This window comes from Pseudomonas sp. H2_D02, from assembly GCF_054677635.1.
On the sequence record NZ_CP162816.1, the window covers coordinates 2112813 to 2126544 of the forward strand.

The 13732-nt window shown below is 61.7% G+C and carries 13 protein-coding genes; 8 read left to right on the plus strand and 5 right to left on the minus strand.

Annotated elements, in window-relative coordinates:
- The first annotated feature begins 74 nt into the window (after positions 1-74).
- Together AB4N42_RS09825 and AB4N42_RS09830 are read left to right on the plus strand one after the other, a co-directional pair.
- Positions 75-347 carry a DUF1145 domain-containing protein gene (locus AB4N42_RS09825; RefSeq protein ID WP_030139400.1) on the plus strand — a complete coding sequence of 91 codons (273 nt, stop codon included), beginning with the start codon at positions 75-77 and terminating at the stop codon, positions 345-347.
- Entirely contained in the window at positions 340-1098 is a 759-nt protein-coding gene (locus tag AB4N42_RS09830) for a hypothetical protein (RefSeq protein WP_030139399.1), read from the plus strand. The genes AB4N42_RS09825 and AB4N42_RS09830 overlap by 8 nt, the downstream gene beginning before the upstream one ends.
- Before the next feature lie 137 nt (positions 1099-1235).
- Here AB4N42_RS09830 and AB4N42_RS09835 read toward each other — a convergent pair whose 3' ends face one another.
- On the minus strand, positions 1236-1700 hold the full coding sequence (locus AB4N42_RS09835) for a CopD family protein (RefSeq protein WP_030139398.1): 465 nt from the start codon (positions 1698-1700) through the stop codon (positions 1236-1238).
- A gap of 99 nt (positions 1701-1799) precedes the next feature.
- On the opposite strand from AB4N42_RS09835, the gene dinG reads away from it, so the two are divergent.
- From dinG to pdxH, 4 genes are all read left to right on the plus strand, one after another.
- Entirely contained in the window at positions 1800-3944 is a 2145-nt protein-coding gene (gene dinG, locus AB4N42_RS09840; RefSeq protein WP_030139397.1) for an ATP-dependent DNA helicase DinG, read from the plus strand.
- Positions 3945-4047: 103 nt separating this feature from the next.
- The gene (locus AB4N42_RS09845) at positions 4048-5193 is read left to right on the plus strand and encodes an EstA family serine hydrolase (protein WP_030139396.1); all 1146 of its coding nucleotides are present in this window, start codon (positions 4048-4050) and stop codon (positions 5191-5193) included.
- Between the two features lie 119 nt (positions 5194-5312).
- Positions 5313-6305 carry an OmpA family protein gene (locus AB4N42_RS09850; protein WP_258648171.1) on the plus strand — a complete coding sequence of 331 codons (993 nt, stop codon included), beginning with the start codon at positions 5313-5315 and terminating at the stop codon, positions 6303-6305.
- A gap of 24 nt (positions 6306-6329) precedes the next feature.
- Entirely contained in the window at positions 6330-6977 is a 648-nt protein-coding gene (gene pdxH, locus AB4N42_RS09855; protein ID WP_030139394.1) for a pyridoxamine 5'-phosphate oxidase, read from the plus strand.
- Here the strand turns inward: pdxH and AB4N42_RS09860 are convergent.
- A complete protein-coding gene (locus AB4N42_RS09860; protein ID WP_051065943.1) occupies positions 6925-7209 on the minus strand; it encodes a hypothetical protein in 285 nt (94 codons plus the stop codon). The genes pdxH and AB4N42_RS09860 overlap by 53 nt on opposite strands.
- A gap of 169 nt (positions 7210-7378) precedes the next feature.
- Between AB4N42_RS09860 and AB4N42_RS09865 the strand changes: the two genes are divergently transcribed.
- Complete coding sequence (locus tag AB4N42_RS09865; RefSeq protein ID WP_024776354.1) at positions 7379-7843, plus strand: outer membrane lipoprotein; 465 nt, start codon at positions 7379-7381, stop codon at positions 7841-7843.
- Positions 7844-8608: 765 nt separating this feature from the next.
- Here the strand turns inward: AB4N42_RS09865 and nhaA are convergent.
- The gene (gene nhaA / locus AB4N42_RS09870; RefSeq protein WP_030139392.1) at positions 8609-9796 is read right to left on the minus strand and encodes a Na+/H+ antiporter NhaA; all 1188 of its coding nucleotides are present in this window, start codon (positions 9794-9796) and stop codon (positions 8609-8611) included.
- Between the two features lie 269 nt (positions 9797-10065).
- Here nhaA and AB4N42_RS09875 point away from each other — a divergent pair, with 269 nt between their 5' ends.
- A complete protein-coding gene (locus AB4N42_RS09875) occupies positions 10066-11160 on the plus strand; it encodes a PLP-dependent cysteine synthase family protein (RefSeq protein WP_030139391.1) in 1095 nt (364 codons plus the stop codon).
- 114 nt (positions 11161-11274) lie between these two features.
- Here AB4N42_RS09875 and AB4N42_RS09880 read toward each other — a convergent pair whose 3' ends face one another.
- Positions 11275-12888 carry an NAD(P)/FAD-dependent oxidoreductase gene (locus AB4N42_RS09880; RefSeq protein ID WP_030139390.1) on the minus strand — a complete coding sequence of 538 codons (1614 nt, stop codon included), beginning with the start codon at positions 12886-12888 and terminating at the stop codon, positions 11275-11277.
- A gap of 108 nt (positions 12889-12996) precedes the next feature.
- The gene (locus tag AB4N42_RS09885; protein ID WP_217860202.1) at positions 12997-13671 is read right to left on the minus strand and encodes a COG3650 family protein; all 675 of its coding nucleotides are present in this window, start codon (positions 13669-13671) and stop codon (positions 12997-12999) included.
- Positions 13672-13732: the final 61 nt, after the last annotated feature.

Below are 13732 nucleotides of genomic sequence, written 5' to 3' on the forward strand. Positions count from 1 at the left end.
TGTCTCGCCCTCTGGCTTATCCAGCGCGCAAGCCGTTAATGTGCGCCAAACAATAATGTCCGTCGGAGGGCCATATGAAGGTGTTTTGGGGGCTGGGGCGTTTACTGACGCTGCTGTTCTGGCTGGTGGTGCTGGTTAACCTGATCATGCCATTCGTCCATCCGCTGCATCTGTTGGTCAATTTCGCCGGTGCGTTTTTACTGGTTCTCCATGTGCTTGAACTGCTGTGGTTCAGGGCCAGCTTTCGTGGCCGTCCCGCCCCTGGTCGTGATCGCCTCCGAGTGTTGATGTTCGGCATCTTCCACCTGCAAACCCTTCCGACCGCGCCAGAGGCTTCCCATGCGTAAATTGTGTCTGCTTGCAGCATTTGTGTGCCCAATGGCGAGCGCTCAAGTGGTCCAGGTCGAAAGCAACTCATTGGTGCGCCTGCCCAACACCACCAGTTCGCTGACGCTGGAGCGCTTGGACGTCGCTGATTTCGGCACGTTGCTCGTGCCCTCGAACGTTACGGAACTGTCCGTCGGACAATTGCACCTGGGGCGCGAGGCGCGGATTGCGATCGTGCCGGCGCAACAGGCGTTGGAATTGAAAGTGGCCCAGGCCGAATTGGCCGAGGGAAGCCAGATCGCGGCTCGCGGCGCGCCGGGCACCTATACGAAGGCGGCGCGGCCGGGGCGCAATCTCAATTTGCGCTTCAATGCGTTGAACGCGCCCCTGCTGTCGGTGGACGCGCGGGGTGGAACGGGGGCGCCAGGTTACGTGGGCCTGGACGGCGCCAACGGACAGGCGCCAGGGTGCACCTGGGGGTCGGCTGGCCGCGGTGCCGACGGCAGCAATGGCGGTGATGGCCAGCCGGGCGCGGCCGGCGCGCTGGTTCGACTTGAGTTGCCCCGGGCCTACCCGGACGAGCAAATCAAGGTGACGGTGGACGGTGGCGCCGGTGGCCCGGCCGGTCACGGTGGCAAACCCGGCGCAGGCGGCAAGGCCAAGGGTTGCCTGGTCTATACCGCCGACGGCGGCAAGAGCGGCCGTCCTGGCGCCGATGGCCAGCCTGGGCCTGCCGGAGCGGAAGGCGCGGTGACGGTGCAGCGGTTCTAAAGAAACATCCTGATTCAGACCTGTGAAAGACCTGTGGGAGCGAGCTTGCTCGCGATAGCGTTGTTTAAGTCGATGAAGTATCCCCTGATACACCGTCATCGCGAGCAAGCTCGCTCCCACAGGGCTATATGTGATTTTCAGAACATTGGCCGCGCCGCGCCAATCGCCACCACCAGCAAGCCAATCAACAAATTGATCCCCACCAATCGCCGAATCTTCCCCAGTACCGCCGCACCCGTTGGCCAGTCCTGCGCCGTCACCGCGTTACGCAATGCGGGCAGTTGCAAGCCCTGGATACGAATGAACAGCGCCGTCATCACCACGTACAAGCCCATCATCACCTGGACATAACGTGGCGCGGTTTCGAAACCGGCGAAGCGCATGTGGATCAGGCCCACGCCGCTGATCGGCAGCAGCACCACGGCGATCCAGACCCAGACAAAAAAACGCTGAAACACTTCTACCCACAATTTCAGCCGGGCAGGGCCTTCAAGCGCCGTGATTGCGGCGGGACGCAGGACCATCCAGGCGAAAAACATGCCGCCGACCCAGACCAGGGCCGCCAGTAAATGCAGGGTGTAGACAAGGGCAAAGGGTGTCATTGGGTCACTCCGTTCTGCGCAGGATTCATTAGCGGGGTATGATAGCCGCCGATCCGAACCACTGAAAATTTATCCAGCGTTTTTTGCGCCCGACCATTCATGATCAGCACCGAACTCAAAACCACGATCCAGGGCGCCTATTCGCGTTTTCTCGAAGCCAAGAGCCTCAAACCGCGATATGGCCAGCGCCTGATGATTGCCGAAGTGGCAAAAGTCCTGGGTGACATCGACACCGACGACGAAGGCCGGCGCAGTGGCGAACCGGCCGTCGTGGCGGTGGAGGCCGGCACCGGTACTGGCAAGACCGTGGCCTACAGCCTGGCGGCCATTCCTACCGCCAAGGCTGCCGGCAAGCGCCTGGTCATCGCCACGGCCACTGTCGCCCTGCAGGAGCAGATCGTCTACAAGGACCTGCCTGACCTGATGCGCAACAGCGGGCTGAACTTCAGCTTCGCCCTGGCCAAGGGCCGCGGCCGATACATGTGCCTGTCCAAGCTCGACATGTTGCTCCAGGAAGGCCATGCGCAGACCGCCACGGCCCAGTTGTTCGAAGAAGAAGGCTTCAAGATCGAAGTTGATGAAGCCAGCCAGAAGCTGTTCACCAGCATGATCGAGAAACTCGCCGGCAATAAATGGGACGGCGACCGCGACAGTTGGTCTACGGCCCTGGAAGATGCCGACTGGTCCCGCCTGACCACCGACCATAGCCAGTGCACCAACCGCCATTGCCCGAACTTCGGCCAGTGCGCCTTCTACAAGGCCCGCGAAGGCATGGGCAAGGTCGACGTCATCGTCACCAACCACGACATGGTCCTGGCCGACCTGGCCCTTGGCGGCGGTGCGGTGCTGCCGGACCCGCGCGACACGATCTACGTGTTCGACGAAGGCCATCACCTGCCGGACAAGGCGATCGGGCATTTCGCCCATTACACCCGGCTGCGTTCCACCGCCGACTGGCTGGAAACCACCGCCAAGAACCTCACCAAACTGCTGGCCCAGCATCCGTTGCCGGGTGACCTGGGCAAGTTCATCGAGCAGGTGCCGGAGCTGGCGCGGGAGATCAAGACGAACCAGCAGTTCATGTTCACTGCCTGTGAACAGGTTGCGGACTTCAAGCCCGGCGAAGACGTCGAGGGCCGCGAGCGGCCACGGCATCGGTTTGTCGGCGGGGTGATCCCCGAGCATATGCGTGAAATGGGCATCGAACTCAAGAAAGGCTTTGCCCGCTTGACCGACCTGTTCACCCGCCTGACCGACCTGCTCAAGGAGGGCATGGATGGCGAGGTCAACATCGGGATCGCCAGCAACCAGGCCGAGGAGTGGTACCCGCTGTTTGGCAGCCTGCTGTCCCGCTCGCAGGGCAACTGGGAACTGTGGACGGCTTTCACCACGGAAGACCCGGAAGACAATCCGCCGATGGCGCGTTGGCTGACCCTGGCCGAAAGCGGTTCGCTGTTCGACATCGAGGTCAATGCCAGCCCGATCCTGGCGGCGGAGATGCTGCGTCGCAACCTGTGGAACGTGGCCTACGGCGCGCTGGTGACATCCGCTACGCTGACTGCCCTGGGCACGTTCGACCGCTTCCGCATGCGCGCCGGGCTGCCGAAAAAAGCCGTGACCGCTGTGGTCCCGAGTCCATTCCATCATGCCGATGCCGGTGTGTTGCGGGTACCTGACCTCAAGGCCGATCCACGGGACGCCGCCGCCCATACGGCCGCGATCATTCGCGACCTGCCAGAGTTGGTGGAGGGATCGCGAGGCACCCTGGTGCTGTTTTCCTCGCGCAAGCAGATGCAGGACGTCTTCGATGGGCTTGACCGTGATTGGCGCAAGCAAGTGTTCATCCAGGGCAACCTGTCGAAGCAGGAAACCTTGAACAAGCACAAGGCGCGGGTCGATGGCGGCGATTCCAGCGTACTGTTTGGCCTGGCCAGCTTCGCCGAAGGGGTGGATTTGCCCGGCGCCTACTGCGAACACGTGGTGATCGCCAAGATTCCTTTCTCGGTCCCGGACGACCCGGTGGAAGCCGCATTGGCCGAATGGATCGAAGCCCGGGGCGGCAATCCGTTCATGGAAATTTCCGTGCCGGACGCTTCGCTGAAACTGGTCCAGGCCTGCGGTCGCCTGCTGCGTACCGAGGAAGACCGCGGCACCATCACCTTGCTTGACCGCAGGCTGGTGACCCAACGCTACGGCAAGGCAATCCTCAATGCGCTGCCGCCGTTTCGGCGGGAGATTTCCTGAATCCCGTTGCCACAACCAGCCGTCTCGGGAAGGTTCACAAAAACACCAATGGCTGAAACAATGCCAGCCACCTGAAAAAGTCTTTGTTTCAACGGAGTTGCGGGTGCAAATTCAAGGTCATTACGAGCTTCAGTTCGAGTCGGTGCGTGAAGCATTCGCCGCGCTGTTCGACGATCCCCAGGAACGTGGCGCTGCGTTGTGCATCCAGGTGGGTGGCCGCACCGTTATCGACATCTGGGCCGGCACCGCCGACAAGGATGGCAGTGAAGCCTGGCACAGCGACACCATCGCCAACCTGTTCTCCTGCACCAAGACATTCACCGCCGTCACGGCCCTGCAGTTGGTGGCCGAGGGCAAGTTGCAGCTGGATGCCCCGGTCGCGCGCTATTGGCCTGAATTCGCCGCGGCCGGCAAGCAGTCCGTCACCCTGCGCCAGTTGCTCTGCCACCAGGCAGGTCTACCGGCGCTGAGAGAACTGCTGGCCCCGGAGGCACTTTATAACTGGCAGGTCATGGTCGATGCCCTGGCCGCTGAAGCACCTTGGTGGACGCCCGGCGAAGGCCACGGTTACGCCGCGATCACCTACGGCTGGTTGGTCGGCGAACTGCTGCGCAGGGCCGATGGGCGTGGCCCGGGGGAGTCCATCGTGGCGCGGGTCGCCAAACCCTTGGGCCTGGATTTTCACGTTGGCCTGGCCGACGAAGAGTTTCATCGCGTGGCGCATATCGCCCGGGGCAAAGGCAACGTCGGCGACGCAGCGGCCCAGCGCCTGTTGCAAGTGACGATGCGCGAGCCCACGGCGATGACCACCCGGGCCTTCACCAACCCGCCATCGATCATGACCAGCACCAACAAGCCCGAATGGCGCCGCATGCAGCAACCGGCAGCGAATGGCCATGGCAACGCCCGCAGTCTCGCGGGATTCTACGCCGGCCTGCTCGACGGCAGCCTGCTGGAAGGTGAAATGCTCGACGAGCTGACCCGCCAGCACAGCTTCGGCGAGGACAAGACTTTATTGACCCAGACCCGCTTCGGCCTGGGCTGCATGCTCGATCAACCGGATGTGCCAAACGCGACCTTTGGCCTGGGCCCGCGAGCGTTTGGTCACCCTGGGGCGGGAGGCTCCCTCGGTTTTGCCGACCCGGAACATGACGTCGCGTTCGGTTTCGTGACCAATACACTCGGGCCCTATGTCTTGATGGATCCCCGTGCGCAGAACCTTGCGAAGGTGCTTGCCACTTGTCTATAAAGCGCCACTGAAGTGAGTGGATACAGGAACCTCGTGTTCCTTTCGGTTTCCAAGCGTCTGTTTATGCGGCCGGAACATGGCCTTTGTTTTTTCATTTAGATCATTTTGTGGATTATCCAATGTCATCGAACAAAACCCTCGCTCTGGCGCTGTGCTTCGCTATTACCGGTTGCGCACAAAATCCACAAAATGATGCCGAGGGCGGCAGCGGCTGGTGGCCTTTCGGGTCGTCCGACAAGGTTGCGAGCAAGGATCCGGCCCCGGAGACTCCTGTGAAACCCGCCGCTGTTGCACCTCAGGCGAAAGCCGAAGCCGAGAGCAACGGTAAATGGTGGTGGCCATTCGGCGGCAAGGATCAGGAAACCGCCAAGGCGGTGCCGATGCCTGACCCTAAAGTCACCCAGGCCTGGCTCGACGACTATGAGCCGAAGCTGCGCACCGCCATCAAGGACAGCAAGCTTGAGCTGGAGCGTCGCGATAACGTGCTGGTGGTCACGGCGCCCGTGGACGGCTCGTTCAACCCTGACCGTCCGGCCATGCTGCTACCGGTGACACTCGGCCCGTTCACCCGTGTCGCCAAGGTACTTGAAGCTGATCCGAAAACCGCCGTGCTGATCCTCGGCCACGCTGATACGTCCGGCGCGGCGCCAGCCAATCTGAAGCTCAGCCAGGAACGTGCCCAGTCCGTCGCTGCGATTTTCCGCCTCAGCGGACTGCAGCGCGATCGGCTGATGCTGCGCGGCATGGGCTCGGTGGCGCCACGTGCGGCCAACGACAGTGTTGAAGGTCGAGCCTTGAACCGTCGTGTGGAGCTGTTGGTCACCCCGGCAAATACCATGGTTGCCTTGCTGAGCAAATACAACATGCCGGCCCCTGCACCGGTGACGATGGTCGCAGCCCAGGATGTGAAGCCGGCGACCCCGGCCCCAGCCGTTGCGCCGAAAAAAGCCGCAGCCCCGGTCACCAAGAAAGCTGCGGCCAAGAAGGCTCCTGCGAAGACACCTGCGAAGAAAAGCCCGGCCAAGAAGGCCACCCCGGCGAAGAAACCAGAGCCGGCCAAGGCTGCGACCGATGCGAAAAAAGTCGCTGCCGCCGACACCCCAAAACAGTGATTGGCTGATCACAAGGAACGCGCCATGACCCAAGTGCTGGCTGATATGCGTCGTGACTACACCCGCGATGGCTTGACCGAGGCTCAAGCCCCGGGCGAGCCGTTCGCGCTTTTCCACCAATGGTTCGCCGACGCGGTGAAAACCGAACAGGCCCCGGTGGAGGCCAACGCCATGACCCTGGCGACCGTGGATGCGGACGGTCGTCCCCACTGTCGGATCCTGCTGCTCAAGGGACTGGATGCCCAGGGCTTCACATTCTTCACCAACTACGACAGCGCCAAAGGGCAACAGATCGCCGCGAATCCATTCGCAGCCATGACGTTTTTCTGGCCGACCCTGGAGCGCCAGGTGCGCATCGAAGGCAAGGTTGTGAAAGTCTCTGCGCAGGAATCGGACGCGTACTACCAGGTTCGGCCGCTGGGCAGTCGCCTCGGTGCCTGGGCTTCACCCCAGAGCCGGGTAATCGCCGGACGCGGCGAGCTTGAGGACCTGCTCAAGGCCACCGAGCAGCGCTTCAGCGACAACCAACCCCATTGCCCCGAGCATTGGGGCGGTTATCGCCTGCTGCCCGAGCGTATCGAGTTCTGGCAGGGCCGCCCGAGCCGCCTTCACGACCGTCTCAACTACCGTCTTCAAGGGGCGGACTGGATTCGTGAGCGCCTGGCGCCGTGACATCCGGATAACCTGCCGCGGCGGCCTGGAGCCATTGCGGCAGGTCCCGCCGCTTGATTCGTTGTTCACCGGCGCGAGCCAATTGTTCCAACATGTAGCTTTTCTTCTGCTCGTCCTGCCCCGCCAGTGACAACGCCAGGTCACGGTCCGCCCAACGTTTGATGCGTACGTACAGCCACCAGTGGAAGTACAGGCCGGCCAAGGTGGTCGCGATAATGATGAAGTAATCCATGAAAAATCCTGGGTCGGTGACGCAGACTTTTGAAATTGGCGCTACTGTGTGATGAATTTTTTCGGGTGCGCCTGTATCCCACCTGAATGAAAGCAGATTTTCCCGGTGAAGCCGTGACAGGCGTCAAGCCGGGGAGTTTAATGGATCCCTGTCTTTTGGAGTTGATGCTATGCGTAAGTCTGTTTTGCTGGTTGCTTCCTTTTCCACGATGGCGATGTTGCTCACTGGCTGTCAGTCGAGCCTGACCGGTGACTCCTATTCCCGTGACGAAGCGCGTCGCGTCCAGACGATTCGTATGGGGACCATCGAATCCCTGCGCCCGGTCAAGATCGAAGGCACCAAGACCCCGATCGGCGGAGCTGCCGGTGCGGTGGTCGGCGGCGTAGGTGGCAGCGCCATCGGTGGTGGCCGCGGCAGCATCGTCGCCGCCGTCATCGGTGCAGTGGCCGGCGGCCTGATCGGCTCCGCCACTGAAGAAGGTTTGACCCGTACGCAGGGTGTTGAAATTACCGTTCGTGAAGATGACGGCAGCATGCGTGCCTATGTGCAGCAGGTTCAGGAGAATGAAGTGTTCCGCGTAGGTGAGCGGGTGCGGATTTCCACCGTGGGTGGCACGAGTCGCGTATCGCACTAAGTTGGTTTGTTTCGTAGGAGCCGGTATCTATAGAGCAGTGGCCATATCCGTTTCTTTGGTTACGCCTACTTAAGGTTCCGCTCTTACAGCGGGTCACTTTTGAGAAGCCCGGAAGCCGGCCCAGTCAAAAGTAACCCAAACGCTTTTGCCCCACCACTCGGTGCTTCGCTCCGGCCATCGTGGTTAACGGGGCGCCGAAATCTACGTCCATCCCGAGGCGGCCTTCGGGCCGACCTGGTTCTTGGTGGGGACCGCGTTTCCCCTGTGGGAGCGAGCCTGCTCGCGAAGGCGTTGTCACAGTCGATGATGATGTGGATGCACTGGCCTCTTCGCGAGCAGACTCGCTCCCACAGGGTTCTGCGGCGTATGTGCATCGGGTGGCTGCTGAAGATCCAATGTGGGAGCGAGCTTGCTCGCGATAGCGGTCGCTCAGCTACACATATCTGGCTGATGCCCGGCTGTTGCTGTTGCTGTTGCTCTGCTTTTGATCTTGATCTTGATGCCCCGTTAAACCACGCTGGCCGAACGCAGGCATTGCGCAGTGGGCATCCCGGCATGGATGCCGGGATAGCCGCGCAGGGCCATGGATGGCCCATCGCGGCGGGCCCACGGAGCAATGCCGGAGTGAGGGCACACCGAGCCTAGGCGAGGTGCCGAGTGGTGGGGCAGAGCGTTTTTGCTTACTTTTGGCGCTCTTCCAAAAGTGAGCCGCCGTAAGGGCGGAACCCTAAGCGGCCGTGACTGCAGAGACGGATATGTACACCATCACGAAGCCGTCACAGGGGGCCTGCGACTGGCCATAGCCGTAACCCCATACCCAATCAACGCCGCCAGGATCGACCCGGTAAGAATCCCCATCCGATCCATGCCCGCGTACTCACTCACACCCGGCTCAAACGCCAGGGAACCCACGAACAGACTCATCGTAAAGCCGATCCCGCAAAGTATCGCCACCCCCAGCACCTGGCCCCAGTTCGCGCCGCTGGGCAGGCTGGCGATGCCGATCTTGACGGCCAGCCAGGTCAGGCCGAACACGCCGACGGTCTTGCCAAGCAACAGACCGATCGCAATGCCCATCGGCACATGGTGAGTGAAGCTCTCCACCGTGACGCCACTCAGCGACAGACCGGCGTTGGCGAAGGCAAACAACGGCAGGATGCCGTAGGCCACCCAGGGATGCAGGGCATGCTCCAGCGTCAACAACGGAGAGGTTTCGGCGTTCTTCGTGCGCAACGGAATACAGAACGCCAGGGTCACACCCGCCAGCGTGGCGTGGACGCCGCTCTTGAGCACGCAGACCCAAAGAATCAGCCCGACCACCATATAGGGGCCGAGCTTGACCACGCCCATCCGGTTCATCGCCACCAGGCCGGCTATGCACGCGGCCGCCAGTCCCAGCGACAAGGTCGACAAGGCACCCGAATAGAAGATCGCGATAATGATAATGGCGCCCAGGTCATCGATGATCGCCAGGGTCATCAGGAACAGCTTGAGCGATACGGGCACCCGTTTGCCGAGCAATGCCAGCACGCCCAGGGCGAAGGCAATATCGGTGGCCGTCGGAATGGCCCAGCCGGCAAGAGCGGCGGGATTGTCGCGGTTCAGGAACCAATAGATCAGTGCGGGCACCAGCATGCCACCGATCGCCGCTGCGCCCGGCAAGACGATTTGCGAAGGCTTCGACAGTTGCCCATCGAGTACCTCGCGCTTGACCTCCAGGCCAATCAGCAGGAAGAACAACGCCATCAAACCGTCGTTGATCCACAGCAGAAGGGGCTTGGCGATTTTCAGCGCACCGACTTGGGCAACCACGGGCGTGTCCAGCAAGCCGGCATAAAGCCAGGATAATGGCGAATTGTTGATGACCAGGGCCAGCACAGCGGCGGCGATCAGCAACAGGCCACTGGCCGCTTCGAGTTGGAAAAACCGTGACAAAGAATTACGTAGAGCCAAGGTTGCTCTCCATTCATCAATTTCAAAAAGATGGCACACCCTAACCCGTACGGTTGGTTGCTAAAACAAAAGTTATATTCTTTTTTGTTATATATCGTTACAAAGCACCGTCCCAGGTGGTCAGGCAGTTCCGTGCCATATTGGACCTTAGCTGTACCTGTGCGCGATGTCGGTTTTTTCCTAAGCTTGCGTCTCGTATTTCCGAACCAGATCGTGCCCCACGGCCCTCGGTCTGCCTGTGTCGTACCGAGCCAATGAGAACACACACCATGAACGACCACCGCCAGTGGGCGCGCGAAGCCATTCGCATCATCGAGGCCGATTTCCAGCGCAGCGCCGATACGCACCTGATCCCGCTGCCGTTGCCTGGATTACCGGGCATCGAGCTGTATTTCAAGGATGAGTCGAGTCATCCCACCGGCAGCCTCAAGCATCGACTGGCCCGATCCCTGTTTCTCTACGCGTTGTGCAACGGCTGGCTCAAGCCCGGTGCGCCGGTGATCGAGGCGTCCAGCGGATCGACGGCGATCTCCGAGGCTTACTTCGCGAGATTGCTGGGCCTGCCATTCATCGCGGTGATGCCTGCGAGCACTTCGCGGGAAAAAATTGCACAGATCGCTTTTTATGGCGGCCAGAGCCATTTGGTCGATGATCCTACGCAGATTTACGCCGAGTCCGAGCGCCTGGCCCGTGAGCATGACGGGCATTTCATCGACCAATTCACCTACGCCGAGCGCGCCACGGACTGGCGAGCCAATAACAACATTGCCGAGTCGATCTTTCAGCAGATGCGCTTCGAGCAGCATCCAGAGCCGACTTGGCTGATTTCCAGTCCCGGCACCGGCGGTACGACTGCCACCCTGGGACGCTACGTACGCTACCGCCAGCATTGCACCCGGGTGCTGTGTGCCGATGCCGAGCGTTCGGTGTTCTTTGACTACTACCGCAGTGGCGATGCCAGTCTGCGCCTGGATTGCGGTTCGCGGATCGAAGGCATCGGCCGGCCACGGGTCGAAGCGTCATTCCTGCCCAAAGTCATCGATGCGATGGTCAAGGTGCCGGACGCCTTGTCCCTCGCGGCCATGCAGTACCTGGCCCAACGCCTGGGACGACGGGTCGGAGGTTCCAGCGGCACCAACCTGATCGGCGCGCTGATTGCCGCAAAATGCATGGTGGACGCCAGCGAATCGGGCTCGATCGTGGCGATCTTGTGTGATGGCGGGGAGCGTTACGCCACGACTTATTACGATCCGGCGTGGCTCAAGGAGCAAGGGTATGAATTGGACGCGTTGATCAGCGCCGTGGCGGCATGTGTGGAGCGAGGCGAAGCGCTGCCGGAGAGTGTGTTGCGGGCCAATATTTGAATCACTGAGGCCTCTTGTGGGAGCGAGCTTGCTCGCGATAGCGGTGGATCAGTCAACAAGTGTGTTGAATGCCGGGCCGCCATCGCGAGCAAGCTCGCTCCCACAGGTCCGGTGTCAGGCCTCGAGGCCGAGCATGTCCCGCGCCACCGCCTCGGCAATCCGGATTCCATCGACGCCCGCCGAGAGGATCCCGCCCGCATAACCGGCACCTTCGCCCGCCGGGAACAAACCCTTCACATTCAGGCTCTGCAGCGTTTCGTTGCGGGTAATGCGCAGCGGCGACGACGTGCGGGTCTCGATCCCGGTCAGCACGGCGTCATGCAGCGAGTAGCCACGGATCTGCTTTTCGAACGCTGGCAACGCTTCACGAATGGCTTCGATGGCGAACTCCGGCAGGGCCAGGGCCAGGTCGCCCAAGGCAACCCCCGGTTTGTAGGACGGTTCGACGCTGCCCAGCGCCGTGGACGGTTTGCCGGCAATGAAGTCGCCCACCAGTTGCGCAGGGGCTTCGTAGTTGCTGCCGCCGAGCACGAAGGCGTGGGATTCCAGGCGCTCCTGCAACTCGATCCCTGCCAACGGACCACCCGGGTAATCCACTTCCGGGGTGATACCCACGACGATGCCGGAGTTGGCGTTGCGCTCGTTGCGCGAGTACTGGCTCATGCCGTTGGTCACGACCCGATTCGGCTCGGAGGTGGCTGCCACCACGGTGCCGCCCGGGCACATGCAGAAGCTGTATACCGAACGGCCATTCTTGGCGTGGTGCACCAGCTTGTAGTCCGCGGCGCCGAGTTTCGGGTGCCCGGCGTATTTGCCCAGGCGCGCGCTGTCGATCAACGATTGCGGGTGTTCGATACGGAAACCCACCGAGAACGGCTTGGCTTCCATGTACACGCCACGGCTGTGGAGCATGCGGAAGGTGTCCCGGGCGCTGTGGCCCAAGGCGAGAATCACGTGTTTGGAGTGGATCTGTTCACCGCTGGCCAGCTCGACGCCGACCAGTTGGCCGTCCTCGATCAGCACATCGGTGACCCGCTGTCCGAAGCGCACTTCGCCGCCCAGGGCGCGAATCTGCTCACGCATGTTTTCCACGACGCCTGTCAGGCGGAACGTACCAATGTGTGGCTTGCTGACGTAGAGGATTTCTTCGGGCGCGCCGGCCTTGACGAACTCGTGCAGGACCTTGCGCCCGAGGAATTTCGGGTCCTTGATCTGGCTGTAGAGCTTGCCGTCGGAGAATGTCCCCGCGCCGCCCTCGCCAAATTGCACGTTGGATTCGGGGTTGAGCACGCTTTTGCGCCACAGGCCCCAGGTGTCCTTGGTGCGCTGGCGTACTTCCGGGCCGCGCTCGAGGATGATCGGCTTGAAGCCCATCTGCGCCAGCAGCATGGCGGCGAAGATGCCGCACGGGCCAAAGCCGACCACGATCGGCCGTTCGCCAAGGTCGGCTGGTGCGTGGCCAACCACCTTGTAGCTGATGTCCGGTGCTTCGTTGACGTTACGATCATCGGCAAATTTGCGCAGCACGCTGGCTTCATCACGCACCGTCAGGTCGATGGTGTAGATGAAGCACAGCTCGGAGGATTTCTTGCGTGCGTCGTAGCTGCGCTTGAACAAGGTGAAGTCGAGCAGGTCATCGCTGGCGATGCCCAGGCGTTGCACGATGGCGGGACGCAGGTCTTCTTCAGGATGGTCGATCGGCAGCTTGAGTTCGGTGATTCGTAACATGGCAGGATCCGGTTCGCGGGACGCACTACTGCGCCAGGGCGTATTTCAAACCGGCGATTATAAGCTGCAAACCCGCTTTCGGTGAGGTTTAAACAGCTTCCCGTCGGATCAGTCGTCGCGCGCGCCGCCGAAATAGGCGCAACCGCGCTGGACCTGGCCGTTGACCCGCAACTCCGCACTCATGTGTTGCACGCTGCCGGTGGCGCTGTCGACACAGCGCGCTGGCGTGACCCAGAGCTCGACTTTCTGGCCGTTGGCTTCGGTGCCGAGGTTGAAACGGCCGTCGCCCAGTTGCTCCTCGACGTAAGGCACCGCCAGTGGGGGCTGGCCTGCGCGGTCCAGCACCAGGCCTTTGCCGCTGGCCGTGAGGGCCCATTCTGGGCTGTGGCCCGCTGCACGCAGAATCACGCGCTTGAAGTCAGCGTTGTCGCAAGCGGTCGCCGAAGGTTCCAGGCGATACAGTTGCTCGACGTCCAACTGACTCTCGGTACCGGCCGACGCGCTGGAAACGATGCGACCGCGCAAGTCGGCGAACACCTTGCCGCTATCATCCGCCAAGGTGGCGGCTTGTTGCAGGACGCTGGTGCCGCCAGCGTCATTGACGATGTAGCGGCGCTGTTCCTGGCACGGCTGGAACACCAGCTTGCCATCCGCTGCCGTCAGTTCGCCTTGCATACGCGTTTGCCCGGCATGGGACACGCTCTGGCGCGGGGCTTCGAGCAACTGGCAGCCGGCGAACAGTGGAAGAAGGGCGACAAATAACAAGGAACGAGCGGCACGCATCATTGGGTCTCCAGACAAGTGCCGCCACGTTACTCAGACTGATCCTTCATCACAAGGGGGG

Bases quoted from the DNA above. Each gene is read 5' to 3' on its own strand.
- AB4N42_RS09825 (WP_030139400.1), top strand. From the start codon at position 75: ATGAAGGTGTTTTGGGGGCTGGGGCGTTTACTGACGCTGCTGTTCTGG.
- AB4N42_RS09830 (WP_030139399.1), top strand. From the start codon at position 340: ATGCGTAAATTGTGTCTGCTTGCAGCATTTGTGTGCCCAATGGCGAGC.
- AB4N42_RS09835 (WP_030139398.1), bottom strand. From the start codon at position 1,700: ATGACACCCTTTGCCCTTGTCTACACCCTGCATTTACTGGCGGCCCTG.
- dinG (WP_030139397.1), top strand. From the start codon at position 1,800: ATGATCAGCACCGAACTCAAAACCACGATCCAGGGCGCCTATTCGCGT.
- AB4N42_RS09850 (WP_258648171.1), top strand. From the start codon at position 5,313: ATGTCATCGAACAAAACCCTCGCTCTGGCGCTGTGCTTCGCTATTACC.
- pdxH (WP_030139394.1), top strand. From the start codon at position 6,330: ATGACCCAAGTGCTGGCTGATATGCGTCGTGACTACACCCGCGATGGC.
- AB4N42_RS09860 (WP_051065943.1), bottom strand. From the start codon at position 7,209: ATGGATTACTTCATCATTATCGCGACCACCTTGGCCGGCCTGTACTTC.
- AB4N42_RS09865 (WP_024776354.1), top strand. From the start codon at position 7,379: ATGCGTAAGTCTGTTTTGCTGGTTGCTTCCTTTTCCACGATGGCGATG.
- AB4N42_RS09875 (WP_030139391.1), top strand. From the start codon at position 10,066: ATGAACGACCACCGCCAGTGGGCGCGCGAAGCCATTCGCATCATCGAG.
- AB4N42_RS09880 (WP_030139390.1), bottom strand. From the start codon at position 12,888: ATGTTACGAATCACCGAACTCAAGCTGCCGATCGACCATCCTGAAGAA.
- AB4N42_RS09885 (WP_217860202.1), bottom strand. From the start codon at position 13,671: ATGCGTGCCGCTCGTTCCTTGTTATTTGTCGCCCTTCTTCCACTGTTC.